The sequence below is a fragment of the Pontibacillus yanchengensis Y32 genome, assembly GCF_000770635.1.
GTDB classification, from domain to species: Bacteria; Bacillota; Bacilli; order Bacillales; family BH030062; genus Pontibacillus; species Pontibacillus yanchengensis.
This window is the reverse complement of sequence record NZ_AVBF01000015.1, coordinates 1-24,369: the sequence shown is the minus strand read 5'-3', so window position 1 is coordinate 24,369 and position 24,369 is coordinate 1. Positions and strand designations below refer to the sequence as shown.

Below are 24,369 nucleotides of genomic sequence, written 5' to 3'. Positions count from 1 at the left end.
GTAGATGGTAACCGCAGAATAAAGTAATTGTTTTAAAATGAAAGTAGGCGCATAAATGAAAATGAGTAAAAAAGGGGAATGGCTCGAGATACAGGTACCGGAGCATTGGATAGGAAATTCAATCGAGTACATATTAAAGAATCTCTTACATGTTCCTAAAAAACAATTGCATCAATTACGAATGGAAAAAGGTGCAAAACGAAATGGCGAGGATGTCGCATGGTCAACTGAATTACAAAAAGGGGACAAGCTTCAAATTCATCTATTCCCTAAAGAAGAGTTAGATGTTCAACCTACATATATGGATGTAAAAGTTCTATTTGAGGATGATCATGTGCTAGTTGTCAATAAACCAGCCGGAATGAAAGTTCACCCTAATATGGAAGGGCAGACAGATACCTTAGCCAATGGTGTTGCTTTCCATTTTCAAGGTCAGGGGTTAGAGGCTAAAATTAGGCATATTCATCGATTAGACCAGGATACTACCGGAGCGGTTATTTTTGCTAAGCATGCTTTAGCTGGCTCTAATATGGACCGTTTGCTTGAGCAAAAGAAGATTAAAAGAACTTATATAGCTCTTATAAAAGGTAAAGTTACCAAGAAAAAAGGGATCATAAACGAACTGATTGGCAAGGATCGGCATCACCCTTCAAGAAGAAGGGTGTCACCAAAAGGGCAAGAAGCGATAACACATTATGAAGTAGTAAAATATGATGCTAAAAATAATCAATCGGTCGTAAAAATTGATCTTGAAACAGGGCGAACCCATCAAATCCGCGTGCATATGAGCCACATTGGTCACCCATTAGTTGGGGATGTGTTGTATGGTGGCAAGAAGCAAGCACCAAGACAAGCATTACACGCAGCAAAAATCACCTTTCCACACCCTATTACCGAGGAGGAAATCGAGTGCATTGCACCTTTGTTAGATAATGTATTCCCTCCTGGTTGTACGAACCTAATCAAATAATTAGCAAGGGCTAAATCGTATTGGTTTAGTATCTTTTTTGAGCTAGAAAATGGGGGGAGACCTTATTAGAAAACGAATCTTTGGGTTGGTCTTTATGTCTATAACGATTATGATGGTTGGTTGCTCGAGTGAACAATCAAATAACCAGGAAGTTAGGGAAAAAATTGAAGCTTATATTACTGAATCACTTGAGTATGAGGCAGGATCTTATGTGAAAGTGAATTCTCAAATTGTTATGCGTGGTTCAGGCGAACTTTTAAGTGTAGAAACAAGACAAATTAAAGATTACTTTACGAAACAAGGCTCATACATAAAAACCAAATTGATACGATCATCATCCGATAAGAAAAATGATGAGGAGCAAGTAGTTAAAAAAGGGCCTATAACAATATTGTTGCCTGAAGACTTTTCTTTAGACGAATCTGCGACTTTTCCATCAGGTGAAAAACTTGAGGAAAAAGAAAAGGAAAAAGTAAAGCAACATATTTTAGCTACCTTTGATGAGGCGTTCTAACGATATTATATAAATGAAAGGAGCTTACATTTATTAGGAATGTAAGCTCCTTTCTGTCGTCCAGGATATCTTAAACTGATAGCGGTTTTTGGATAAATTAAAACTGCAGTGATGTGTCCACTTCCAGCTCTCAAAGGTTAGCAAACTTCTTGCCTTTCATTTCGATAGCGCTGGGCTTATTCTAAAGTAATTCTGAAGCGTACTTATTCAACTGCTTACTCTTTTCTTCAATTTCTTCAATAAATGCAGAAATTTCTTCTGTAGAGGAAGCTTGCTCTTTTCCAACGGCTACAATGTTTTCAATGGAGGTGGACATGTCATTTATTGATTTATGTATGTTTTCCAGTGTGTTTCGTATTTTTTCTGTGGATTCAACTGTCTCATTTGAGAACTTTCTAATTTCCTCGGCAACGACACTAAACCCTTTGCCCATTTCCCCAGCTCTTGCAGCTTCTATAGAAGCATTTAATCCTAATAGATTTGTTCGATCAGCAATTTGTTTCATGAAGGCTAATATATCATCAGTATTTTTCACTTCAGCTGTTGCTTTTCTTGATTGTTCTAATAGGGTGTTACTAGATTCGGACAGATTTTCAGCTCCTTCTGCTATCGAAACTACCCCTTTATTTGCCTGCGTGAGTGATGTGACAATTTGTTCTGATATGTTTAAAAGCTCTTTCTCATTTTGTTCTTGCAGCTGAATTGCGACTGCACCTACAACCTCATTTCCGTCATAAATGGGTGTGGCTAAGCCAGTGAAGCTAAAACCAAAAAATTCCGGGTCAACTTCTGTACGGATTTCTTTTTTTAGATTAATACAATCAGCTAATGGTTCTTTTGGATTGATTTTCAACCCGGGTTTAACTCCTAAATCGATTTTTCTACTTGGATAATAAGCAATCCACTCTTCTCTGTTAGTGATGCCTATCGCAATATCCGGAAGCATGTTCTTTATAACTGGAATAACATGTGTAAATGAATCTAGGACGTCATTCCTTTGGTCAGAAGCTTTTGCAGGTGTTTCTTGTGCTGCTTTCAATGTCATCAAATTCCCCCAATAAAAGTCCTATGAATAAAGTTTATCATTCCAAAGGCTTAAAGAATAACAATTTTCAAATTAAAGAGCCGTGATCTTACATCTTACATTATATTAGAATCATAATATCTGGTGATTATAGTTGATGTGCTCAAAATGTTTCAAATATAGCAATGAAGGTTACATTTGATAAGAATAATAAAATAGAAGTTTTACTTTAATAGATTTAGATAAAGGAGTCGTTTATCATATGCGTAACTATAATCAGTTGAAACATTACATTAACGGAGAATGGGTGGAATCTACTGGTTCTGAGACAGAGCCTGTTATTAACCCAGCTACTGAGGAAAAGCTTGGAGAAATTAGTTTAGGAACACAAGAGGATTTAGATAAAGCAGTTTCAGCAGCAAAAGCCGCATTTCCTTCCTTTTCACAAACAAGTAAGGAAGAACGTATTGAGATGTTAGAAAGAATCGTAAAAGAATATGAAAAGCGTAAAGATGAGCTTATTGAAGTGATCACTGATGAGCTTGGCTCTCCACTTACGGTTTCAGAGAATGTGCATTATAAAATGGGACGTGCTCATTTCGCTCAAGCTGCAGAGTCACTAAGGAATTTCTCATTCACTGAAGACCGAGGTAGTCATACAATTGTTAAGGATACAGTTGGTGTAAGTGGACTTATTACACCATGGAATTTCCCGACCAATCAAGCATCGACAAAAATAGCTAGTGCGTTTGCTGCTGGAAGTCCGGTTGTCTTAAAGCCAGCTGAATTGACACCATATGCAGCAATTATTCTAACAGAAATATTTGATGCTGCTGGCGTGCCAAAAGGAGCTTTTAACCTTGTAAATGGTTCAGGTTGGGTTATTGGAAATGGTATTAGCAGTCATCCTGACATTGATTTTGTTTCCTTTACTGGATCAGCTGGTGTTGGTCAAAAAATCATGGAGAATGCATCTGAAACGATTACCAATGTAGCCCTTGAACTAGGAGGAAAATCACCACTAGTAGTGCTTGAAGATGCTGATTTAAATACAGCTGCAAAATCTGCTGTGAATCACATTGCGATGAACTCCGGTCAGGTTTGTTCAGCTGCAACAAGAATCTTAGTCCCTTCCTCTCTTAAGGAAGAGTTTGAACAAGAAGTAAAAAATGTACTACCAGAGTTTCCAGTAGGAGACCCAAGAGGCGGTAATTATGTCGGTCCACTAGTAGCTCAAAAACAATGGGATAGAGTACAATCTTACATTGAAAAAGGTATCGAAGAAGGTGCTACACTTCTAGCTGGTGGAACAGGTAAACCAGAAGGACTTGATACAGGGTTCTATGCTAGACCAACCATTTTCACAGATGTACAAAATGACATGGTAATTGCTCAAGAGGAAATCTTTGGACCAGTAATGTCCATTATTACTTATGATACAGTTGATGAAGCCATTGAAATTTCCAATGATGTCGTTTATGGACTTGCGGGTTACGTTATTGGTAAAGATCGTGATACCGTTCGTAAAGTAGCAACTAGTATTCGCGCTGGACGTATTGGCGTAAACAACGCTGACTTAGATTTCTCTGCACCATTCGGTGGCTATAAGCAATCTGGTATAGGAAGAGAATGGGGCGATTATGGTATTGAAGAATACCTCGAAACAAAAGCAATTATGGGTTTGCCTAAGTAATTATAAAGAATAAGTTACCCTAAGGTAATAATTATTATTTGGAGGATGGAATCAAAATGATTTCATCCTCCTTTGTTTCGTTTTAATTACCATAAGGGTAAAGCTTTTAAGAGTGAAATAAGGAGGGATATCATTTTTAAATATTTAATTGGAAAAAAACCAGCCAGAGTTCTATCTTATGAGCATGAATTTAATAATGCTAAGCGTATAGCTCAAAAAGGGGAGTCGATTCCACCTGATATAAGGGAGAAAAAACTATATGGTTTTCCGTTAATACGTGTCATGGCAGATTATTACGAAGAACATGGGGAATTGCTCACACTAAGGCAGTCATTTCAGCACTGTGTTCGAGATATAAGTCGTGCAACAAGATGGTAAATGAAAGAATATTTATTAAAAGATACCTTAAGGTTTGAGAATATTTTACGTCTAAAGTAACTAGTTTCTTATACCGACAAATTACTTTTAAATGGATTAATATAAATTTTGTTTCTTAGAACAAAGATATTAATCTCCCATTACTTTTATGGAAGTTATGAAAATTATTTTCATAAATAATGAATATGGTGAAAAGGATTTTCTTTTTTGGTGACGAACTACTATAATAGGTAACAATAACCTTTATAGGTGGAAGTGTTTTTGAAAGCGCTATACCAAAATAAAGGAATCTAATCTTCCAATAAGGATGGGATATGAGATGAGTACAAACCTATTTAACCTAGAAGGAAAAACAGCAGCAATATCAGGAGCTACTCGCGGGATTGGCTATTCAATGGCCTTAGCATTGGCTGAAGCAGGGGCTGATATTGCATTACTCCAACGTAATGTAGAAAAAACGGACGTTCAGGAGGAAATAAAGGCCTTAGGGAGAAAATGCGAAATTATTCCTTGCGATTTAGATGATTCGCATCAAGTCAAAGAGTCTGTTCCTACTGTTGTATCTACATTTGGTAAGATTGATATTCTAGTAAACTGTGCTGGGATTCAACGCCGTTCTCCTTCCGTTGATTTTCCTGAAGAAGACTGGGATGATGTGCTCCATGTTAATCTAAAGACGGTATGGCTTTTATGCCAACAAGCAGGTCGTTATATGACTGAACAAAAAGGCGGAAAAATAATTAACTTAGGTTCGTTATTATCATTCCAAGGTGGTATAAATGTTCCGGCGTATGCTGCTGCTAAAGGTGGCGTAACTCAATTAACGAAAGCTTTGTCCAATGAATGGGCTAAACATAACGTAAATGTCAATGCGATAGTGCCGGGTTACATAGCTACGGATATGAATACTGCTTTAATCAACGATGATTCAAGAAATCAACAAATTCTTGATCGAATTCCAGCTGGAAGATGGGGAAATCCTGAAGACTTCAAAGGTACTGTGTTATTTTTAGCTTCAGATGCTTCCAACTATATTCATGGCCACCAACTAGCTGTTGATGGTGGTTGGTTAGGTAGGTAAAAGTACCGTAAGCCAGTATTAAAGCAAGAATGAAGTTTTAAGGCGAAATCTTAATGATTTCGCCTTATTTTATTATCTATTAATTTAATACTTAGGTTATCCGTTGATAAAGGAATTGATAATATCATATTGTTTTTTCTATATTCGGTCCATTACTTCTTTCTGGAGATGGGGTTACTTTTTCACCTGTAGGCATTAAGAGGACGCCTGAGCTTTTTAGTTATGAGTGTATTTCTTATCTAAATATTGTAAAATGTAGGTGAATATATGAATGAAGAGGGTGGTCTTTTTGAAAATATGGATCAGCTCGATAGTATATATTTGTTTTACATTGGTACTCGGAGCGTGTTCATTGGAAGAAAATAAGGTAACGATACCTGAGGATGCGCCTGAATTTGTGAAAAAATCGGATATTGAGTCTATCAATTGGGAAAACAAAGCGGTGAAATTTAATGATGGGATGATTGGCAATAAACATAAAGTAGGCATTATTGGTGCTAATCAACCTAATACGAATGAACAAAAATGGATGTGGCACTTGTGGGGAGAAGATATTCAAAACGCAACATTAACAGTCTTAGGTTATCAACCTGAATCCAATGAGATCCATCCAATATTATTTGACCATGGAAGTGAGCAAATGATTTGGTCACAGAAGCTTGGACCACCCCATAACGGAGCTGATGTGCATATGCCATCAATGGTGAGTGTTCCTAAAGCAGGGGATTGGGCTCTATTGCTTTATGTAGATGGAGAGTATTTTGACACAGTGGTCCATGAGATCAATTAGAGAAAGGGGTGGATTTTTATGAAAAAACAATATTTATTCGCACTATCTCTATATATAATTAGTTTAATACTTGTTATCTACTACTCTATACAATCGTTGATTTATTCCACAATGAATCCTTCCTTTCCGAATACCACTTTTATAGGAACTCTTGTAATAATGATATCAGTAACCTTTGCTATTGGTATGGTAGTAAGAACATATATAAGTAGATGTTATAATCCTAAACAGGCGAAGAAGCATTTTCTAGTGGGAACTGTAACATCATGGATTATTTTATTAGGTCTCTTTACAATGATGTGAAAAGAAGAAAGGAGGCTCATTTATCAAGTATATAAAACCCATTGTTTATTTAGCTCTATTGCTAATCATGTTTACAGGAGGCTTTTTTATTGGAAAGGCAAATGGCGATAAAGCTTCTAGAGTAATTGAATTTGGCTATCAACATCCAGAGCAAGAAAATCGCATTGATACAAAGGAAATGTACTCTGACATTGAGCATCAATCGACTATCGACAATATCATGATGATTCTGATGGCAAAAGAAAAAATAACGAATGTTCAAGTTAATAGCACTCAACCAGACATTTATCTTACGGTCAAAAGCCCAAAAAAATATGTGGGACTAATTAGTTCAAGTGTGTGGTTTACGGATGAGGGGGCAATCATCGGACCAGTAGGAGAAGACCAAAATGATAGCTATTATCGTATTAATAAAGGTGAAGCTGACTACATAAAAGAAAAGGCAGGTTATGATAATTATCAAAATTCCTCCATGTGAAAAATCAATGCCTGTTATTCGGCTACGCTACATTTTTAGCTACGATATAATGAAACTATCATAGCAAGGTGTGAAATGGAGGAGAATTATGATTACCACTGAATCTAAAGAAAAATTGTATCAGGCATTATTAGAGCGTAACGCTGAATACGAAGGTGTGTTTTTTGTAGGAGTGATAACAACTGGGATCTTCTGTAGACCAACATGTCCTGCTAGAAAACCTAAATTGGAGAACTGTGAGTTTTACCAAACAGCTCAACAAGCACTTCTTGCTTCTTATCGCCCATGCCAGCGTTGTCGTCCACTTTCTCATCCTAACCATGAAACAGAGCTTGTACGTATGTTAGTAGATGCAGTGGAGGGAAATCCTGAAAAAAGATGGAAGGATGCTGACTTACAAGGGCTGTCAGTTGATCCCTCTACAGCTAGACGCCACTTTAAAAAACGTTTTGGTATGACTTTTGTGGAGTATGCCCGAGCGAGACGAATGGGGGTAGCCATGAAGCACATCAGGGCTGGTGACAAAGTGATTGACACTCAAATTTCAACTGGTTATGAATCAAGCAGTGGTTTCCGTGATGCCTTCTCTCGCATAATGGGAGAACCACCTACTTCTAATAAGCAAACTCAGGTGTTGTACGCTTCTTGGTTGGATACAGAACTAGGTCCTATGATTGCTATAGCAGATGAACATGCTCTGTACTTATTAGAATTTGTCGACCGTAGAGGGCTAGAAAAAGAAATTGAACGGCTTAGATTTAGAAATAACTCGGCTATTGTTCCAGGTGAAACAGAACCCATTCGTTTAATCGAACAGGAATTGAAGGAATATTTCACAGGAAGTCTTAAGGCATTTACTACTCCTGTTCATTTCATTGGTACTCCTTTTCAAAAGAGAGTTTGGGAACAGTTAAGAAACATAGCCTTTGGTGACAAGATAACTTATACTAAAGTAGCAGAACAGATTGGAAAACCAACTGCTTTTCGAGCTGTAGCAAATGCTAATGGAACAAACCAACTTGCTATCATCGTTCCGTGTCACAGAGTGATTAGAGAGGATGGTAATCTTGCTGGATATGGTGGTGGAATGCATCGAAAAAGATGGTTATTGGAGCATGAAGAAAAAAGAAGTTAATCGTATCTACTAACAATCCACTTCATTTATGAGTTGGATTGTTTAACATTTTGTAGAAAAGGCTTTAGCTAACCAAAAATTCTAGTAGCATAGTTAGTTAAAGGAGGAAATTTATTTGAAACGATTTTTATTGTATTTTATATCGACAGTCACATTTATTGCTTTAGTCTTCTGGGGGTACCAGTTACCTGATTTGGCTAGAGAAGCATTAATGTTTGAAGGACGATTAGAAGGCTTGTATATACTCGTTGTAATTTTTACTTTTCTTTTTCCAACTTTAATCGGAATACTATTACGTTTACCAAAATTTATCAAAGAAGTTAATGAGAAAAGAAAGTGGTCTATTGATTGGGTTAAATTATGTGCAATGGGCATCCCGACGTTATATGTTTCCCAAATTATAATTTTGTTCTCTTCATTACCACACAGTGTACCTCTACCATTCAGTGGAGCACTTATGAGAAATATTGAATCTCCATTATCTACAATAGCAGGTATTATTTTTGGTTATATTGTTTTAGATAGTCTTAAAGAAAAGAATGATAGTTAGTATTAAAAAAAGGTTTAGTTAGCAGATAATACTTATAAGAATAATAGCATACTTCCTAAAGAATCCTAAGAGAAAAACTGTCTTTTTAACCTTGGTCTACTCCCAGAGCCATCTTTAAATAATCTACAAACATAATGGATTGTTCTTTTAGTTTTACGTCCTCTGGAGGAAGGATGGAGTAGTCAAGGGCGAGACCATCTATGAAGGAAATAATGGACCTTGCCAGAATATCGCTATCGAATTTTTTTGAGAATTCTCCATTCTCCTGACCTTTTTCAATAATACTTTTGTAGATTTTTAAGCCAGTGTAATAACGTGTTTTTCCATATTCTCTTCTGCGTTGATCATTTCTTCCCGTAATAAAGAACTCCAAATTAGATGGAGCCATAGGGTCCATTTCGTCGTCAGGCTGTTGACCTTTTCCAAAGATGCGAGTGAGTAATAAGTCCCAGTAAGAAGATACTTCCTCGTCAAGTTGATCTAATGTATGGTGCATGGATTCATTAATTGATTCCTCAAGAAGAGCTTCGTATACATCCTCTTTATTTTTGAAATATTGATACAATCCACCACGACTCACATTTGCAGCTTCTAAAATATGTTTCATGGTAGCTTTCTCGTAACCATGTTCGATAAATACGTCTTTTGCTGCTTCTAATATATTAGCCCGGCGTTGTTCCTTGTGCTGCTTGCTTACTTTCGGAGACATGCTTTTTCCCCCGTTCTATTTTTTCTCTACTTATTAGTCCAATTAGGGAGACAACGATTAACAGTGAGGCCGTTATCATAAATGTTGGGAGAATTCCTAACCATGTTGCAAGCCAACCACCTAATAATGGTCCCACTATTGTAGCACTTGTGGTTACACTATTAATAACACCAAACACTCGACCTGTCATGCGTGCTGGTGTTTCTGTTTGAACAGAAGCTTGGAAAGGAATGAAGATCAGTCCAGCAGAAATTCCTGCCAAAAAGCCAAGTACTGGTCCCCAAATGGAGGAAAAGGATAAATCTAAGCTTGTTAATAATCCCATCATACCAAAGCTAACACCAATACCACAAACACCAAGAAACATTAAAAGAAGTGCATTGTAATCCGTTTTCTTTGTAAGTACCAATCCTGCCAAAAACATACCAAGTCCTGACCCAGTTACTATTAGCCCGAATAAATTAGGAGAAGCATTTGATAACTCTCGAACTAAGACAATAATTTGTGAGTCAGATAACTGGAGAATCATTAAGCTTAACCCTAAAACAAACATCCCGACTACTAAATAACGACTTTGCTTAATGAAGTGTAACCCCGTCTTAAAGTCATCTTTAAACGTATGGCTTTCTTCCTCGTCTTCGTTTCCATCGTCCTCTAAAATGATTACGGATTTAGGTATAGCTATTATCAGTAAAGCTGATAGAAAAAATGTAGCTGAGTCAATCATAAAGACTAGTTGGGCACCGAACACCGTCACCAACATCCCACTTAATAATGGCCCAAGCACCTTGGTCGTGGAACCAATCATGGATGAAATAGACATGGCACTCTTCATATCTTCTTGTTTAACAAGTTCTTTTAATTTTCCATTTTTAGCGGGAATGAACACCGCTGAAAGCAATCCAATTAGGAATAGACATACATACACCACCCAAATCGAACTAGCTATCGCTAAAACCAAAATAAGTCCTGCTCTTACCAAATCGGAAACAATCATTAACCATTTTCGATTAACTCGATCCGCAACCGTTCCTGTAAATGGGCCTAGTAAAGCCATGGGAAGTGCTAAGCATAATATAACAAACGAAACTTCCATAGGTGTAGCATTCCACTTCATGCCAACCATCGTTATTATGGCAACAATACTTAACCAATCACCTAAACTAGAAATCAATTGTGCTGTCATTAGGGTCATAAACGGTTTGTTTCGTAATAATGTACTCTCCATATAAAATCACTCCATTTATAACGACAATGATGTCGTTTTGTTACTCTTATTATAACGACATCGATGTCGATTTACAACCTTTTTCTGGATAATTGCTAAAAGTAAATATCTTATTACATAGAATGGTGTGAAACAAAATACCTTTCTAGCCGTATACATTAGTTAAGATGAGTGGGAAGTTGAGAAATATTAATAGTAAAAAAGAGGTTTCTGTTACTTCGCAAAGGAGGGGGATAGAATGGATGGTTTTTGGATTGGCTTAGTAGTTGCTCTAATAGCTGTCATGAGTGTTCTCTTCAGAAAAAACAGAAGAACAAACAAGGTCATATTCCTCATTGGCCTTGTTGCTGCTGTGATTGGAATAGTTGCGTATATGTTTTTAGGGTGGAGGTTTTAACTACTTCAATATAAAGGAGAGTTAGTTAATGTCTATAATTGGCTGGATCTTTTGGGGAGCAATTTTAACGCTGGTGGGAATTAGTGTAGGTTTGCAAGTGAAATATAAAATGAAACGACCTCATTACAGTCAGCATCAACGAGAGGCAGAAGCCCAAGCTAAAGCATATGCTTCATATCATTATCATAATCCAGGCGGAGGCGGAGATGGAATTTAAGTAGGAAGATGTAGTGGTTCAACTATTAAAAAGTTGAACTGCTTTTTTTGTATGACACTAGTATATACGAGTGTATATTATGCCAGTCAGAACTAACCTTTTATTTCTGCTTTTTTCCTGTTAAATAAAATGATGGAGTAGTAGTAAATTTCATGTAGTAGCGTTCTCAAAAAAGTAGTATGAACAATTATAAGGGTATCCTAATACTTATATGGACTAACATGCTAGTGGGAAATGGGGAATAGGGGATAGCTATTATGAAACCAAAGATTGGTGTATTGGAAGAGAAGAAGCTAATGGGTATGATCGAAGAAGTTTGTGTACCCATAAAATTGAGGTTATGAGTTTCAGAATGCTAGTAGTTAGGAGATTTATATGGACTTTATTATCTTTCTTATCATAGTGCTTGTTTTCTTTATTTCCTTAGAGAAATTACTTAGGAAAAGGCTAGGTATTCAAAAGCAAAAAATTTCTAATACTCCAGGTAAAAAAGTGTACCATTGGGGGAAAGGAGTTATAGTAGTCGTTTTTCTATGTTGTCTCCCTTATGCGATTACACTAAATGATCTTATGATGAGATGGTTTTGGATAGGATATTTGTCGATATTGTTAGGGTTTGAAGCATTCATTCAATGGAAATATATACGAGATTCAAAATAATATATTATTACACTGGTAATACTATTTTTGGGTGTATTAGTTATGTATAATATGGTGTATTTTATTTAGGATTTCTTCCGAATGGATCCCTACTTTATTTACCTAAAATTCTAAAAACGTCTTAAGTAAAAGGAGGGAACTAGGCTGAATAACCAAATCATTAGACCATTGGCTATATGTATTTTTCAATATGATGAGAAAATTTTAGTTGCAGAAGGGTACGATAACGTAAAAGGCGATTACTTTTATCGACCAGTTGGTGGTGGCATAGAGTACGGAGAGAAGAGCTCCGATACATTGAAAAGAGAGGTGAGAGAAGAGATATCGGCAGAAATAACAGACATAGAATTCCTGGGTACCATTGAGAATATTTTTACTTTTAACGGGGAAGTAGGACATGAGATTGTTCAGGTGTATGACGCATCCTTTGAGGATTTTTCCTTTTATTCTGTAGATTCTTTTGAAGGAATAGAAGATAATGGTGAAACTTTCAAAGTGTTCTGGAAGCCAAAACAATCGTTTCAAAACAACCAGTTACGTCTAGTTCCGGAAGCGTTGCTAGAATTGATTTAGATATAAAAGAGCAAGAATCAATTTCTATTTTTTATATCTAAGAAAGCATAATTTTAATGGTAAGGAGCTTCGAGTTAAGTGATATAGAAGTCGTGGAAAAATGCCATATTTTTTCTGAACAATCTGATAAATTAATCTATCATCCATTTTATATATCTGATATAGTGTTACCAATATACGGTTTTCGGATAGATTACGGTTTTCTGATAGATGAAAGGTTGTTTTTAATGTTGTATCGTGGTCAATTTCAAACAGATTTAGACGAACTGCAGAAATCAGTGCTAGCCATGGCAACGAGTGTTTCTAAGCTATTTCAAGACTCAATTGAAGCCTTGCATGAACAAGATAAGTTTCGTGTAGAAACGATTATAAATCACGATAAAAAAATAAATGAGATGGAATATGCAGTTATACAAAAGGTAAATAAATTAATCGCGCAACAACAACCTGTAGCATCCGATTTAAGAAGGATAATCATAGCAATGAAAATGGCCAATGATTTAGAAAGAATGGGTGATCATGGGGTTAACATTTGTAAGAGCATTCTTCGAATGAAACATGAGCCACCTAACCAAGTTAAATCTAATATTAATATTATGAGTGATCTTGCGATAAAAATGTTGAACATTTCTATGGCCTCTTACGAGAATGAGGATGTTAGGTTAGCGAAACAATTGAAAGAAATGGATGAGGAATTGGATGTTCTTCATAGAGATAATTACATGAGAATCTCTGAAAATATTGCGCAAAACAAAGAATGTAGTTTAGAAACGATGATGGAATTTGCTTTTATTTCTAGATATATAGAACGTTTTGCTGACCATGTTACAAATATCGGAGAGAATGTCTTCTATTTAGTGAAAGGTGAACGATTTGATTTGAATACCTAATACAAGGTGCCATACAAGGTGCCAGACCCCCGCCACGGTAATGCGTTAATGCTAAAAAGTGGTAGGGGTCTGGCACTTTTATTACGAATACCTACCTGTCACACACATATTAATGGAGAAATACCTAGGTTACTAACATCTAAATTATAGTGAACCTTTACTACTGTATAATGTTGGGGGGGGTGACACCTTTTGTCACCGAATTTATTAAGGTGTCTGATTGAGGTGCCAGACCCCCACTCTGATAATACGGTGATACTGTAGTGAGGTGGGGGTCTGGCACCGTAATCGCTCACGGCACCGAAACCCACCACCACCGCCATCGAATAGGTGAGATGGTTTCTTATAGATGCATTTTAATAGAGGGCGTTAAGAAATAAGCATGTTTCAAACATATACGTAATCAACATGATATTCTAGGGTTACCCAACAGAAAGGAGATAACTCTATGAATATTTTAATGATAAATTTTCCTGCTGAGGGTCATGTTAATCCTACTATCGGAATGGTAAAGGCTTTTACTGATAGAGGAGATGAAGTTCATTATATTACAACTGAAAAATATAAAGAACGCTTAGAAGGAGTTGGTGCGAATGTTCACCTTCATAACGATTGGTTACGTACCATAACTCCAGATTTATATACGTTTGAGGGCATGAATACTTTCCTGAAAGTACATATTCAAACATCGCTAGAGACGTTAGCTATTACAAAGAATTTAAAAGAGCTTTATACCTTTGACCTTGTGTTTTTTGACAACTTCGGTGCTGGTGAATTAGTTAGAGATTACTTAGATATTCCGGGTATATCGTCTTCATCCTCGTTCTTGATGCCTGATATGGCATTAAAGGAACTTCCCTTCCATCCACAATCAGAAGCTTCTTTTGAACCTGATCAGGAAGCGAAGACCCAGTTACACAATATAGAAAAAACGTATGGAGTGAAACCGAAATCCCTAGCTCAATTCATGATGAATCGTGGTGAGTGTCAAATCGTGTACACTAGTCGTTACTTTCAACCATACAGCGAACATTTTGGAGACCACAATATTTTCATTGGACCGAGCTTTCCTGATAGAAAAGGTGCTCATGATTTCCCAGTAGAGCAATTAGTTGATGAACTAGTACTATATATATCCATGGGGACCGTGCTAAGTGACCAAGAAGCGTTTATAAACGCCTGTATAGATGCATTCGCAAATTTTGATGGAAAAGTAGTAATCTCTACCGGAAATTATACGGATGAGTCAAAATTAAAGTCCGCACCAGATCATTTTCTAATCGCTTCCTATGTACCTCAGCTTGAAGTGTTACAAAAAGCGAATGTGTTCATCACACATGGTGGGATGAACAGTGTGAATGAAGCGATTCATCATAATGTTCCAATGGTCGTAGTGCCACATGACAAGGATCAGCCTATGGTGGCCCAGCGTTTGGAAGAATTAGGAGCAGGATATCCAATCTCAAAGGACTCAATTACGACAGCAACCCTTCAAGGTGCAGTACAAGAGGTAATAAATGATGAGCAATATAAGCAAAATATAGAGAAAATCAATCAAAGTTTTAAGGAGAGTGGAGGAGTTGAGAAAGCTCTTCGGGAGATTGATGCATTTTTAGGTAAGTAGTAAAGAGTAAAAAAAGTGCTAAAAAAAGTGCCAGACCCCCACTGCAGTAGCGCGTTCACGCTATAAAGTGGTGGGGGTCTGGCACTTATATTGTGGCGCTTATATTGTATTTGCAGGTTGATTTGTATAAGCGAGTGCTTGCTCGAAGTCGGCAATAAGTTCATCGACATCTTCCAGTCCTACAGATAAGCGGAGTAACCCTTTTGTAATACCTCGCTGGTCACAGTCATGATCAGGCATAGAACCGTGTGACATATTCCTTGGATAAGAGAGGATGGACTCAACTGCTCCAAGGCTAACAGCGAAAACGGGTAACTTTAATCGCTCCACGAATTGCTCTACGGCCTGTTCATTGGCGAGTTCGAATGACAGAACAGCACCGCCATTTTTGGCTTGTTTTTGTTGAACATCATAATAGGAGTTCGAAATCAATCCAGGATAGTAGACTTTTGTAATAAGGGAATGACCTTCTAAATAATTGGCTAGTTTCTCTGCTGATTCAACAGACTGACGCATTCTGGCATGTAGTGTTTTGAGGCCCCTTAGGACCAGCCAGCAATCTTGAGGTCCTAGAATGGCGCCACATGAATTTTGTAAAAAACCAATTTGTTGGGCTAATTCTTCATCATTTACCACTACTAAACCAGCAACCACGTCACTGTGACCTGCTAAGAACTTGGTGGCACTGTGAATAATAATATCCACACCAAGATCAAATGGTTTTTGTAACAAAGGGGTTAAGAACGTATTATCAATATACGATATGCAGTCATGTTCTTTAGCAAGTTGTGTAACTGCTTCAATGTCCGTTACTTTTAAAAGAGGGTTCGATGGTGTCTCGATAAAAACTGCCTTCGTGTTCGATTGGAAGGCTGCTTTTACTTCATCGAGCTTTGTCATATCAACAAAGGTATGCTCAATGCCAAAACGTGAAAGCACTTGAGTGACAAAACGGAACGTACCTCCGTACACATCCTCCGTTATGAGTAGGTGATCACCTTTCGACAAAAGCATCAGAGAGCTAGAAACAGCAGCCATTCCAGATGCAAAAGCGAACCCATGCGTCCCACCTTCAAGGTCAGCGATGGTGGTTTCTAGTGCATCGCGAGTGGGATTACCTGAGCGTGCATAATCGTACTGACCAAATTCACTGATATCTTCTTGGTGAAACGTAGAAGCATGTTGAATCGGGACACTAACTCCATTGGATGTTTTGTCTACAGAGTAATCATTGTGAAGTAGCTTGGTTTGAACAGAATAATTAGACATGCTGCTGAACCTCCGTTTGTGCTTTTTCAAGTGCTTGTTGTAAATCCTTCGTTAGATCTCGATCATCTTCAATCCCTACAGATAAGCGCAGTAAACGATTATCTACACCATAACTAGAACGAACCTCTTCTGGTATATCAGCATGGGTTTGGGTGGCTGGGTACGTTATAAATGTTTCCACGCCACCAAGGCTTTCGGCGAAGGAGATAAGCTCAAAGCTCTCTAGCAAATAAGGAACGAACTCTTCTTGTTGAACACGGAAGGAAAGCATCCCTCCCTGACCAGGGTAAAGAACATCTGTTACATTGGGATCGTTCTCAAGGAACTCAGCGATTCGTTTTGCATTCGTCTCATGCTGCTTCATGCGAAGACCTAGTGTTTTCATACCTCTCATTAATAACCAACAATCAAAAGGAGAAAGGACGGCACCAGATGCGTTCTGTTCACCAGCTAGACTTTCACAGATGGATTCATCATTGGCAACAACGAGTCCGGCGAGTACATCATTGTGACCCCCAAGGTACTTCGTTGCCGAGTGAATAACAATGTCTGCACCTAATTGTAGTGGTTGCTGTAAGTAAGGTGTGAAGAAAGTGTTATCCACGATAAGGAGTAGGTTATGTTTTTTAGCTAATGTTGCCATGGCTTCGATATCAATTTGTGTCATGAGAGGATTTGTCGGAGTTTCAATAAATAGCCCTTTTGTCTTTTCTGTTATGACTTGTTCGAAATCATCTGGTTCTGTGCTATTCACATAAGTGAATCCAAGCCCGAATTTTTGAAAGTGATTTTCGAATAAACGATAAGATCCACCATACACATCCTGGGTAACCACGAACTCATCCCCTGGTGTGAACATGGAGAAGACCGTTTGAATGGCAGCCATTCCAGAACTGAATGCAAATCCATCTCGACCTGCTTCAAGTGTGGCAATGGATTGCTCTAGTAAATCGCGAGTTGGATTTCCAGTACGTATATAATCATAACCAGTTGACTGTCCAATCCCTGGATGACGGTAAGCGGTAGAGAGGTGGAGTGGTGGGTTAACAGCCCCTGTTGTGGACTCACTGCGGTTTCCTGTTTGAGCTAGTTTTGTATCTAAATGATGACTACACATGTCGATCGACTCCTTTTGGATGGTATAGATGATATTAAAAAAAGCCCTTCCGAAGAAGAGCTTGATCGATTCAAGTTTATCCTTCTTCTTATCTTTCAAGTGGACATTCATCCCACTTGCTGGAGGTAGCACCTCACCTAAACAGGCCGGTTGCTGAAGCTTCGACGGACCAGATCCCTCAGCTTCTCTGAATAAGAATGTGTTATGCGATTGGTAATTTATTTAATTACTACCATACAGCATTAAAGGATGTTACGCAATGATTGATTTTAGAAAATTTAAAACTATCTTACTTTGGTTGAGTAGGATAGGGAGGGAGGTGGGAGTTGCTCTGAAATCTTGAATTTTGCTCTGAAATATGAAAAGTTGCTCCGAAATTTCAAATTTTGCTCCGAAATTCGAAAAGTTGCTCCCAAAACCCAAACCTTGCTCTGAAATTCCGACTAGTAGCTCCTAAGTCACCAAAGGATTCAATTCATGTCATAAAAAAGCCATTAAGGTACCCCCCTCAATGGCTAATGTAATTTATTTTCGATTTTCATAAACTTCATCAAAACGCTGTGCTAAGTCAAAATCTCGGTTTGTTAGACCTCCAACATCATGTGAAGTAAGGGCAACGATAACTTCTTTGTATTCTAACCTGATAGATGGATGATGATCTTTTTCGTCTGCGATGGTGCCAATTTGTTGTACGAATTCTAGACCATCTTTATATTGTGCAAACGTGTAAACCCTCTCAATTTCCACTTCGTCTTTTACTTCCCATTGAGGAATATCCTCATGTTTTTGTTTAATTTCTGTTTGAGATAGAGTACTCATGGTAATCCTCCTTGTTAGGTATAGACTTCTCTCTATTTATATTCCTGTTCATAAAATAGTTAAACTATCCATGAAGTTCCAAAAGGATTTATGGTACAGATAAAGAATAATATATAGTATTGAATCAATCATGATTTAGCTAACTAGGGAAGTGAAAAAGATGAGAGAATGGTTGAAAGTTTTAAGAAAAGAAAAAGGATTCACCCAGGAATATGTTGCTTCCTTGTGTCATATCGATCGAGCTTATTATGCACAAATAGAAAACGGAAAACGAACACCTAGTGTACAAGTAGCTGAAAAAATAGCTGATACTTTGTCATTCAATAGCTCAAAACTTTATGTGGATTATTTTATTGAACCATTACAAGCATCTTTGTCCGACATACCTATCACCTTTACCCATTGTGATTTAGATTTGAAATATACATGGGTTTTTAATCCTCAGTTTGATTTTGATGATAATTGGCTTATTGGTAAGCAAATTAACGATATAATGGAGGAAACGTTTTGTGAGAAATTGGTTAATTTAAAGAAGGAGGTTATAGAAACAAGGGAAATAAAAAAAGAGGTGGTCACGTTCTCTTTTTATAATAAAGAACGTGAGTACTTAATATACGCTAAACCACTGTATAATAAGAGTAATAATATAGTGGGGGTAGCAACTGCTGCAGTAGATATTTCGTTTATTCTTTAATGTGAATATTTCTTTTACCTAATTCTTCCTCAAGCATAGCAAGAAAAGATGTTTCAACATCCTTGTTCTCTTTCGCCTCTTTATAGGCTTTAATTAATAGTTCATCTGTCAATGCTACGACCATTTTCACCCCTCCGTACCAGCTATCTATCTCTATATATTTATCTTGTACTACTAAGTCCCCTATTGTCATGTGGCTCATTTGTTACATTTGCCAGCCCCTGTACTTTTTACTTTTATAATATAACAACGTTTAGATATGGGGGGAGAGGTTGTTTAAAATGTGAATCTTTAAGGAGGATATCATAGGAGTGTATATGTTCCTGTTCGTTTTGTTGTTTTTTCTTACGATAAGCACAATTGCCAATATAATGTTAAAAATGACACAAAAGAAAGATTGGATTATCTCATTGTTATTAAGCTTAGCATTAACCTTAATAACAATCCCCTTTATAATATAATTCACAAGAAAAGTGCAAGCGCCCTGCTATCGACGTATATGCTACGACCCTTGGGGGGATGTTGTTGCGTGATGTGGACCTACAGGATGTAGGTCAGTTCGATGTTGAGACTTATCGAACGTAGGTGAGGGAAGCACACTAGTCGCTGAAGCTAGTCACATAAGTTCCATAAATTTACTTTCTTTACTTTTAAAAAAAGCTCGGAATGAAATCCCGAGCTTTTTGTAGTTTTATAATATTGGCGACAAAAGTCTTGATACAGATTCCTTTATTTTGATTAAGTTAGTTCGGTTACGGTACACTTCTTCGGTGATTTCATAGGAGTGGGCCAAGTCTTCGATAAAGATTTGTTGCAGCTCATTGGATAAGATAGGATCATAAACAATAGCATTCACTTCAAAGTTAAGTTTAAAGCTTCTTACATCGATGTTTGCTGTTCCAACTGAGGCAACTTTTCCATCCACCACAAGCGTTTTAGCGTGCAGAAACCCATTCTCATAGGTGAAGCTTCTTACTCCTGCATCAATCAATTGGCCAATGTGAGCATAAGTAGCCCAGTACACAAACATATGATCCGGCTTGTTTGGAATCATGATTTTTACATCAACACCACTTAGGGATGCAATCTTAATGGCATCCATTAAACTATCATCTGGGATGAAGTAAGGGGTTTGAATATAGACGCTTTCTTTGGCGGATAAAATCAATTTGATATATGCATTCTTAATCTGTTGCCACTCCGAGTCTGGTCCAGAAGTGATAATTTGCATTCCACTGTTTCCCTGTGGTTGAATGTCAGGAAAATATTTAGGGGAAGGAGCCATTTTATACTTAGAGGCATGGTTCCAGTCCAGGTAAAATCGAGTTTGCAGAGAATAAACAGTACTTCCATTCACCTTAAGGTGGGTGTCTCTCCAATAGCCAAACTTCCTCACCATTCCAAGGTATTCATTACCAATATTAAAGCCACCGATATAACCGATTACGCCATCAACAACAGCAATCTTCCTATGATTACGATAGTTTAGACGCAAGTTAATATAAGGAATTCGAGAAGGGAAAAAAGCTGCTACGTGACCTCCTGCTTTAATAAGTGGAGCCAAAGCAGATCTACGTAAGCTTAATGAGCCCATATCGTCATATAAGAAGCGGACTTCAACACCTTCATAAGCCTTTTTGGTTAAGGCGTTAATCAATCGTTGTCCAGTGTCATCATTCCGCACAATATAATATTGAATATGAATGAATTCTTTAGCTCCTTCTATTTCTCTTATAAGATCGTCCATTTTCTTATGACCATCTGTAAACACTTCTACATGGTTATCATTTGAAAAAATAGAATCATTGTTAACTAGATTCATATACATAAGACCTTGATATTCATAATTTGATTCATGGTGATGATCAAACAGCTTCTTCTGTCGTTGTTTCAAACTTGTAAAAAATTCTGAGGCTTCACTGGAAACCCTGAATAATTTTGCTTTGCTTAAATTCTGACCTAAAAATAAATATAATATAAATCCGAAAATAGGGATAAAGAATAAGACCATTAACCAAGCCCAAGTTGTACTTACTTGCTTTCGTTCTAGAAAGATAATCGTAATGCCTAATAGTACGTTTACGAATGTGACAAATATCGCTAGACCTGCTAATAAACCCATAATCGTACTCCTTAAAGAAGTTTTAAAAAGAAAGAGAGATTCCAATGAAATGATAGCTTACTATGAGTATAAAAGGAATACTTTTTGCAAAAAGAATAGTATGGAGAATAATACCATACCAATAATTATCTTTAAGCAGACTCAAGAAATGCAATCATGTGTTGGTTAAATTCCTCAGGACGTTCCATATTTACCATGTGACCACAACGTTTCATAATTTGTACAGAGGTGGTTTGAGATTCTTCAATCTTTTCTAATAGGGAAGGAAGCAATGTGTGATCTTCTTCGCCAGATATGTATAACCGTGGTACATTTGTCTCACTAATTTGTTCATCATACATTTGTTCAATTCTTGCAATAGCATGTAGCCAATTGATGAAATTCAATCTTCCCAGTGTACTTCCTTTTTCCATAATGATGTGATTGGATGGCTGGTGGTTCTCATTAGGCATCATGTAGACCATTAGCTTCCGCATATACCATTTATAAGGGAAAAATTTAATCCACCTCTTTGCAATCCTTAAAAAACGCATTGCCTCAGGAGTAAATGCAATAGCAGCCCCACCAAGTACTGCTTTTTTTACACGCCAAGGTTCTTGTAAAATAAGTTGATGGATGACCACCGTTCCTAAGGAAACCCCAACAAAATATGCATCTTGAATTCCTACATGATTCATGACTTTTGTTACTTCTCGAATGGTGTGATCAAATGGTTCCTGTAAATTGACAGGTTGATCTTTTGATTGATAGTGTCCTGGTAAATCAATAAGAAGTACATTATAGTGCTTGCTGAGCTCATCCACTTGTCCATCAAAAATAAAATGCCCTGTACATACGGCATGTAAACAAACAACCCAGTCTTTTTTATTGTTATGATATATTTTATAAAAAAGCACGAACAGGTTCACCTCCTAGTCTTTTCCTATTATAAAGCATTTGGACAAAAATAGAAAAATGTACAAATGAAATGCATTCTATATTTTATTATGGAACAAAAATTTATCTACACAATTTTTGCTAATTCTAAAACTGCATCTATTCCAAACTTTACTCCAAACCCAATTAGCACAATACTTGCGATACCATTTACTATTTTCATAACAAAGGGTGTCATGAGCAACCGACCAAAATGTACGGTGAAAGAGAGGTTTAGGTTCCAAATACCAATGCCGATAAACACTAAACTACTTAACAAAAAAGAGTGAATCGTGTTACCTTCTTGCAGGGCAGTGCTAAGAACAGAACCATATATGCCGAGCCAGAATAATAGGTTCATAGGGTTCGTGCCCGCGATTGTAGCTCCGGTTAAATAGGATTTGATGGGCAGACGCTTATTGTTCGTTGTGACCCTTTCATTTGATTCGTGTACGGAGGTAATTGAACCCATATTCGTAATGCCAGAGTGAATTAGTATAATACAGCCAAGTATCATTAGAGAAATTTTCACCCAAACTATGGTGAGTAATTGAGCAAGTCCAAAAAACATACCTACCATAAGTAAGAGGTCAGAGGACATGCCTCCTAGCCCTACACAAAAAGATGGCCAAAATCCATAAAGTAGCCCCCGCTTAATGATTTCAATATTGATGGGGCCTACAGGAGCGGCAATCGATAATCCCAGTACAATATATCCAATAACTAATGTAATCATGAGCAAATACCTTTCTATACTATAGCTTGTCTCTATTAGTACATGTAAGAAAGGCTTTAGTTAGTACTTTTTTAGTGAAATGGATAGAAAAAATTCTGTCTTAGTAATGAAAGGTGGAGTAGTAAATGGAAAGATTTATTTATCGATAATGGAAAAAAAGCAACTATTTAGCTTTTCCTGAACTATTTGTGTGCAAATTTTATCCTCAATCAGAAAATGGATCAAGTTATCATCAAATGCATAAATAATACAAAAAAGGACCCAAAAAGGATCCTTTTAATCGAATATTTCGTTTTTCATTTCTTGTTTTAGTTTTTCTTCATCGTCTCGAAAGCGAGCCAGATAGGTTACGATTTGCTGTATTCTAGGCCCTGGTAAATACACCCTATGGTAAGACATATACTCGTTAACTTTATCTCGGATTTGCTCATCGGATAGTCCCCATTCTGTCCGGTCTTTAGCTCGCATTGCTAAGGTCTCACTAACTTCCTCTTTGGTTTTATCTAGTGCGGTTTCTAGAGAGCGAAGTTCCTCATCCGACACCTTTTCATCACTATACCATTTGGTCAATAAGTCTTGTACGGTTTTGATATGTTCACCCATTGTAGGAATCCCATCCTTTCGAGTGTAGTCCCTTTCATTATACGACAAATAACAAGGGAAATGTTATCTTTCCTTTAATCTAGTACATCTTAAACTTCCTATTTGATACCATTTCGCTAGAATAGTAGTGCTTATTAGATAACCATTTATGTGTTTTTCTCAATTTCTATCATTTTATGTGTTTTCCTCTAATTGAATTGTACTATTATAGCAACCCAACAAGTCTATGGTTTCTTAATCCGAAGATATAGTAGGATCTTTTGAATCCTTATTGCGATTGAATAGGATAAAAATCCCTACAAAAATAAGTACGAGTGGCCAGAGTTTCGCTGCGAATGAAAGCCACGCCTGTGCAAAGAAAATGAGAGCTAATATAGTTAGAATTCCTACTGGTATTAATAACCCACGATTTCGATAGCCAAAAAACCATAGCTCAAACAAACCAAAAGCAGGAGCTAACAAAAAGGTTGGCCATGTGTAATCCGAGTATTGAAAATTCGTTAAAATTTCTAAATAAAAATGGAGACTTAATACTAGTAAAATACCGCCTGGAACCAGCAGTCCAGCTAGATCTTTGCGCATACCTGATAAAAAGAATGCAATATGAAACCCTAGTGCTGGTAACAATAATGCGATAGGCCATGAAATAAAACCAAATTCAAATTGAATGAGTCCAAAGTTTTCTAAAAAGATATAACTTCCAATAATAATTAAAACGAGTCCTATTACAATATTACTAAGCTTCTCTTTACTCATGAATACTCCCTCCCTTTCTTATAAGTATATAAGGCTATACGGGTCATTTGGTGTAAATGTTTCATTTTTTTCATCGTATAGGAAATTATAAAATTCAATGCTTGTGTATAACTAAGAAAGTGAT

28 protein-coding genes and 1 riboswitch are annotated in these 24,369 nt (G+C 37.0%); of the genes, 16 read left to right on the top strand and 12 right to left on the bottom strand.

All coding sequences use genetic code 11. The features are described from left to right. Nucleotides 1–55: 55 nt before the first annotated feature. Entirely contained in the window at nt 56–970 is a 915-nt protein-coding gene (locus tag N782_RS07360; RefSeq protein WP_036818006.1) for an RluA family pseudouridine synthase, read from the top strand. A gap of 94 nt (nt 971–1,064) precedes the next feature. Continuing rightward, nucleotides 1,065–1,484, top strand: a complete 420-nt coding sequence (locus tag N782_RS07355) for a hypothetical protein (protein ID WP_036818003.1) — start codon at nt 1,065–1,067, stop codon at nt 1,482–1,484. 181 nt (nt 1,485–1,665) lie between these two features. Here N782_RS07355 and N782_RS07350 read toward each other — a convergent pair whose 3' ends face one another. Next, nucleotides 1,666–2,529 carry a methyl-accepting chemotaxis protein gene (locus tag N782_RS07350; RefSeq protein ID WP_052111225.1) on the bottom strand — a complete coding sequence of 288 codons (864 nt, stop codon included), beginning with the start codon at nt 2,527–2,529 and terminating at the stop codon, nt 1,666–1,668. 241 nt (nt 2,530–2,770) lie between these two features. On the opposite strand from N782_RS07350, the gene N782_RS07345 reads away from it, so the two are divergent. The 7 genes from N782_RS07345 to N782_RS07310 all read left to right on the top strand — a co-directional run bounded on the left by N782_RS07345 (nt 2,771) and on the right by N782_RS07310 (nt 8,916). Beyond that, entirely contained in the window at nt 2,771–4,201 is a 1,431-nt protein-coding gene (locus N782_RS07345; RefSeq protein WP_036817999.1) for an aldehyde dehydrogenase family protein, read from the top strand. A gap of 72 nt (nt 4,202–4,273) precedes the next feature. Beyond that, complete coding sequence (locus N782_RS21480) at nt 4,274–4,579, top strand: hypothetical protein (RefSeq protein WP_036817997.1); 306 nt, start codon at nt 4,274–4,276, stop codon at nt 4,577–4,579. 319 nt (nt 4,580–4,898) lie between these two features. Further along, nucleotides 4,899–5,660, top strand: coding sequence for an SDR family oxidoreductase (locus N782_RS07335; protein WP_036817995.1), 762 nt, complete (start codon nt 4,899–4,901; stop codon nt 5,658–5,660). Between the two features lie 352 nt (nt 5,661–6,012). Next, nucleotides 6,013–6,450, top strand: coding sequence for a DUF4871 domain-containing protein (locus N782_RS07330; RefSeq protein ID WP_052111224.1), 438 nt, complete (start codon nt 6,013–6,015; stop codon nt 6,448–6,450). Nucleotides 6,451–6,820: 370 nt separating this feature from the next. Further along, complete coding sequence (locus N782_RS07320; RefSeq protein WP_152600735.1) at nt 6,821–7,231, top strand: hypothetical protein; 411 nt, start codon at nt 6,821–6,823, stop codon at nt 7,229–7,231. A gap of 88 nt (nt 7,232–7,319) precedes the next feature. Next, nucleotides 7,320–8,366: a bifunctional transcriptional activator/DNA repair enzyme AdaA gene (locus N782_RS07315; RefSeq protein ID WP_036817989.1), complete on the top strand. Its 1,047-nt coding sequence runs from the start codon at nt 7,320–7,322 to the stop codon at nt 8,364–8,366. Between the two features lie 115 nt (nt 8,367–8,481). Beyond that, complete coding sequence (locus N782_RS07310) at nt 8,482–8,916, top strand: hypothetical protein (RefSeq protein WP_036817986.1); 435 nt, start codon at nt 8,482–8,484, stop codon at nt 8,914–8,916. Between the two features lie 85 nt (nt 8,917–9,001). Here the strand turns inward: N782_RS07310 and N782_RS07305 are convergent, their stop codons facing one another. Both N782_RS07305 and N782_RS07300 read right to left on the bottom strand, forming a co-directional pair. After that, entirely contained in the window at nt 9,002–9,625 is a 624-nt protein-coding gene (locus N782_RS07305; RefSeq protein ID WP_036817983.1) for a TetR/AcrR family transcriptional regulator, read from the bottom strand. Beyond that, nucleotides 9,579–10,853 carry an MFS transporter gene (locus N782_RS07300; RefSeq protein ID WP_036817981.1) on the bottom strand — a complete coding sequence of 425 codons (1,275 nt, stop codon included), beginning with the start codon at nt 10,851–10,853 and terminating at the stop codon, nt 9,579–9,581. Before N782_RS07300 ends, N782_RS07305 begins: the two co-directional genes overlap by 47 nt. Nucleotides 10,854–11,091: 238 nt before the next feature. Between N782_RS07300 and N782_RS21475 the strand changes: the two genes are divergently transcribed. From N782_RS21475 to N782_RS07275, 6 genes are all read left to right on the top strand, one after another. After that, on the top strand, nt 11,092–11,250 hold the full coding sequence (locus N782_RS21475; RefSeq protein ID WP_161783082.1) for a hypothetical protein: 159 nt from the start codon (nt 11,092–11,094) through the stop codon (nt 11,248–11,250). Nucleotides 11,251–11,278: 28 nt separating this feature from the next. Beyond that, complete coding sequence (locus N782_RS07295) at nt 11,279–11,467, top strand: hypothetical protein (RefSeq protein ID WP_036817979.1); 189 nt, start codon at nt 11,279–11,281, stop codon at nt 11,465–11,467. Between the two features lie 375 nt (nt 11,468–11,842). After that, nucleotides 11,843–12,127 (top strand): DUF4181 domain-containing protein, encoded by a 285-nt coding sequence (locus N782_RS07290; protein WP_036817977.1) that lies wholly within the window; start codon nt 11,843–11,845, stop codon nt 12,125–12,127. Between the two features lie 168 nt (nt 12,128–12,295). After that, complete coding sequence (locus N782_RS07285; protein ID WP_237582612.1) at nt 12,296–12,700, top strand: NUDIX hydrolase; 405 nt, start codon at nt 12,296–12,298, stop codon at nt 12,698–12,700. Nucleotides 12,701–12,927: 227 nt separating this feature from the next. After that, nucleotides 12,928–13,590: a phosphate signaling complex protein PhoU gene (phoU, locus tag N782_RS07280; protein ID WP_036817974.1), complete on the top strand. Its 663-nt coding sequence runs from the start codon at nt 12,928–12,930 to the stop codon at nt 13,588–13,590. Nucleotides 13,591–14,038: 448 nt separating this feature from the next. Further along, a complete protein-coding gene (locus N782_RS07275) occupies nt 14,039–15,214 on the top strand; it encodes a macrolide family glycosyltransferase (RefSeq protein WP_036817973.1) in 1,176 nt (391 codons plus the stop codon). A gap of 99 nt (nt 15,215–15,313) precedes the next feature. Here N782_RS07275 and metC read toward each other — a convergent pair whose 3' ends face one another. The 3 genes from metC to N782_RS07260 all read right to left on the bottom strand — a co-directional run bounded on the left by metC (nt 15,314) and on the right by N782_RS07260 (nt 18,419). After that, the gene (gene metC, locus N782_RS07270; protein ID WP_036817971.1) at nt 15,314–16,483 is read right to left on the bottom strand and encodes a cystathionine beta-lyase; all 1,170 of its coding nucleotides are present in this window, start codon (nt 16,481–16,483) and stop codon (nt 15,314–15,316) included. After that, on the bottom strand, nt 16,476–17,600 hold the full coding sequence (locus tag N782_RS07265; RefSeq protein ID WP_036817969.1) for a methionine biosynthesis PLP-dependent protein: 1,125 nt from the start codon (nt 17,598–17,600) through the stop codon (nt 16,476–16,478). Before N782_RS07265 ends, metC begins: the two co-directional genes overlap by 8 nt. Before the next feature lie 85 nt (nt 17,601–17,685). Then, nucleotides 17,686–17,798, bottom strand: a riboswitch (SAM riboswitch). A 327-nt stretch (nt 17,799–18,125) separates the two neighbouring features. Continuing rightward, on the bottom strand, nt 18,126–18,419 hold the full coding sequence (locus N782_RS07260) for a 4a-hydroxytetrahydrobiopterin dehydratase (RefSeq protein WP_036817967.1): 294 nt from the start codon (nt 18,417–18,419) through the stop codon (nt 18,126–18,128). Between the two features lie 160 nt (nt 18,420–18,579). Between N782_RS07260 and N782_RS20985 the strand changes: the two genes are divergently transcribed. After that, nucleotides 18,580–19,113: a helix-turn-helix domain-containing protein gene (locus tag N782_RS20985; RefSeq protein WP_036817964.1), complete on the top strand. Its 534-nt coding sequence runs from the start codon at nt 18,580–18,582 to the stop codon at nt 19,111–19,113. On the opposite strand, the gene sda is transcribed toward N782_RS20985, so the two are convergent. The 6 genes from sda to N782_RS07230 form a co-directional block, all read right to left on the bottom strand. Beyond that, a complete protein-coding gene (gene sda / locus N782_RS20980; RefSeq protein WP_084103008.1) occupies nt 19,103–19,315 on the bottom strand; it encodes a sporulation histidine kinase inhibitor Sda in 213 nt (70 codons plus the stop codon). The two genes, N782_RS20985 and sda, sit on opposite strands and share 11 nt — an antisense overlap. Before the next feature lie 489 nt (nt 19,316–19,804). After that, complete coding sequence (gene cls / locus N782_RS07250; protein WP_036817962.1) at nt 19,805–21,235, bottom strand: cardiolipin synthase; 1,431 nt, start codon at nt 21,233–21,235, stop codon at nt 19,805–19,807. 131 nt (nt 21,236–21,366) lie between these two features. Further along, nucleotides 21,367–22,131 (bottom strand): alpha/beta fold hydrolase, encoded by a 765-nt coding sequence (locus N782_RS20650; protein WP_052111223.1) that lies wholly within the window; start codon nt 22,129–22,131, stop codon nt 21,367–21,369. Between the two features lie 107 nt (nt 22,132–22,238). Further along, a complete protein-coding gene (locus N782_RS07240; protein WP_036817960.1) occupies nt 22,239–22,886 on the bottom strand; it encodes a LysE family transporter in 648 nt (215 codons plus the stop codon). Nucleotides 22,887–23,162: 276 nt separating this feature from the next. Then, nucleotides 23,163–23,489: a hypothetical protein gene (locus N782_RS07235; RefSeq protein ID WP_036817958.1), complete on the bottom strand. Its 327-nt coding sequence runs from the start codon at nt 23,487–23,489 to the stop codon at nt 23,163–23,165. A gap of 234 nt (nt 23,490–23,723) precedes the next feature. Next, entirely contained in the window at nt 23,724–24,245 is a 522-nt protein-coding gene (locus N782_RS07230) for a LiaI-LiaF-like domain-containing protein (RefSeq protein ID WP_036817955.1), read from the bottom strand. Nucleotides 24,246–24,369 lie beyond the last annotated feature (124 nt).

Excerpts from the sequence above, each read along its gene's own strand:
- N782_RS07360 (WP_036818006.1), top strand. The coding sequence starts at position 56 with ATGAAAATGAGTAAAAAAGGGGAATGGCTCGAGATACAGGTACCGGAG.
- N782_RS07355 (WP_036818003.1), top strand. The coding sequence starts at position 1,065 with ATGTCTATAACGATTATGATGGTTGGTTGCTCGAGTGAACAATCAAAT.
- N782_RS07350 (WP_052111225.1), bottom strand. The coding sequence starts at position 2,529 with ATGACATTGAAAGCAGCACAAGAAACACCTGCAAAAGCTTCTGACCAA.
- N782_RS07345 (WP_036817999.1), top strand. The coding sequence starts at position 2,771 with ATGCGTAACTATAATCAGTTGAAACATTACATTAACGGAGAATGGGTG.
- N782_RS07335 (WP_036817995.1), top strand. The coding sequence starts at position 4,899 with ATGAGTACAAACCTATTTAACCTAGAAGGAAAAACAGCAGCAATATCA.
- N782_RS07320 (WP_152600735.1), top strand. The coding sequence starts at position 6,821 with ATGTTTACAGGAGGCTTTTTTATTGGAAAGGCAAATGGCGATAAAGCT.
- N782_RS07315 (WP_036817989.1), top strand. The coding sequence starts at position 7,320 with ATGATTACCACTGAATCTAAAGAAAAATTGTATCAGGCATTATTAGAG.
- N782_RS07305 (WP_036817983.1), bottom strand. The coding sequence starts at position 9,625 with ATGTCTCCGAAAGTAAGCAAGCAGCACAAGGAACAACGCCGGGCTAAT.
- N782_RS07300 (WP_036817981.1), bottom strand. The coding sequence starts at position 10,853 with ATGGAGAGTACATTATTACGAAACAAACCGTTTATGACCCTAATGACA.
- N782_RS21475 (WP_161783082.1), top strand. The coding sequence starts at position 11,092 with ATGGATGGTTTTTGGATTGGCTTAGTAGTTGCTCTAATAGCTGTCATG.
- N782_RS07295 (WP_036817979.1), top strand. The coding sequence starts at position 11,279 with ATGTCTATAATTGGCTGGATCTTTTGGGGAGCAATTTTAACGCTGGTG.
- N782_RS07290 (WP_036817977.1), top strand. The coding sequence starts at position 11,843 with ATGGACTTTATTATCTTTCTTATCATAGTGCTTGTTTTCTTTATTTCC.
- phoU (WP_036817974.1), top strand. The coding sequence starts at position 12,928 with ATGTTGTATCGTGGTCAATTTCAAACAGATTTAGACGAACTGCAGAAA.
- N782_RS07275 (WP_036817973.1), top strand. The coding sequence starts at position 14,039 with ATGAATATTTTAATGATAAATTTTCCTGCTGAGGGTCATGTTAATCCT.
- metC (WP_036817971.1), bottom strand. The coding sequence starts at position 16,483 with ATGTCTAATTATTCTGTTCAAACCAAGCTACTTCACAATGATTACTCT.
- N782_RS07265 (WP_036817969.1), bottom strand. The coding sequence starts at position 17,600 with ATGTGTAGTCATCATTTAGATACAAAACTAGCTCAAACAGGAAACCGC.
- N782_RS07260 (WP_036817967.1), bottom strand. The coding sequence starts at position 18,419 with ATGAGTACTCTATCTCAAACAGAAATTAAACAAAAACATGAGGATATT.
- N782_RS20985 (WP_036817964.1), top strand. The coding sequence starts at position 18,580 with ATGAGAGAATGGTTGAAAGTTTTAAGAAAAGAAAAAGGATTCACCCAG.
- sda (WP_084103008.1), bottom strand. The coding sequence starts at position 19,315 with ATGAGCCACATGACAATAGGGGACTTAGTAGTACAAGATAAATATATA.
- cls (WP_036817962.1), bottom strand. The coding sequence starts at position 21,235 with ATGGGTTTATTAGCAGGTCTAGCGATATTTGTCACATTCGTAAACGTA.
- N782_RS07240 (WP_036817960.1), bottom strand. The coding sequence starts at position 22,886 with ATGATTACATTAGTTATTGGATATATTGTACTGGGATTATCGATTGCC.
- N782_RS07235 (WP_036817958.1), bottom strand. The coding sequence starts at position 23,489 with ATGGGTGAACATATCAAAACCGTACAAGACTTATTGACCAAATGGTAT.
- N782_RS07230 (WP_036817955.1), bottom strand. The coding sequence starts at position 24,245 with ATGAGTAAAGAGAAGCTTAGTAATATTGTAATAGGACTCGTTTTAATT.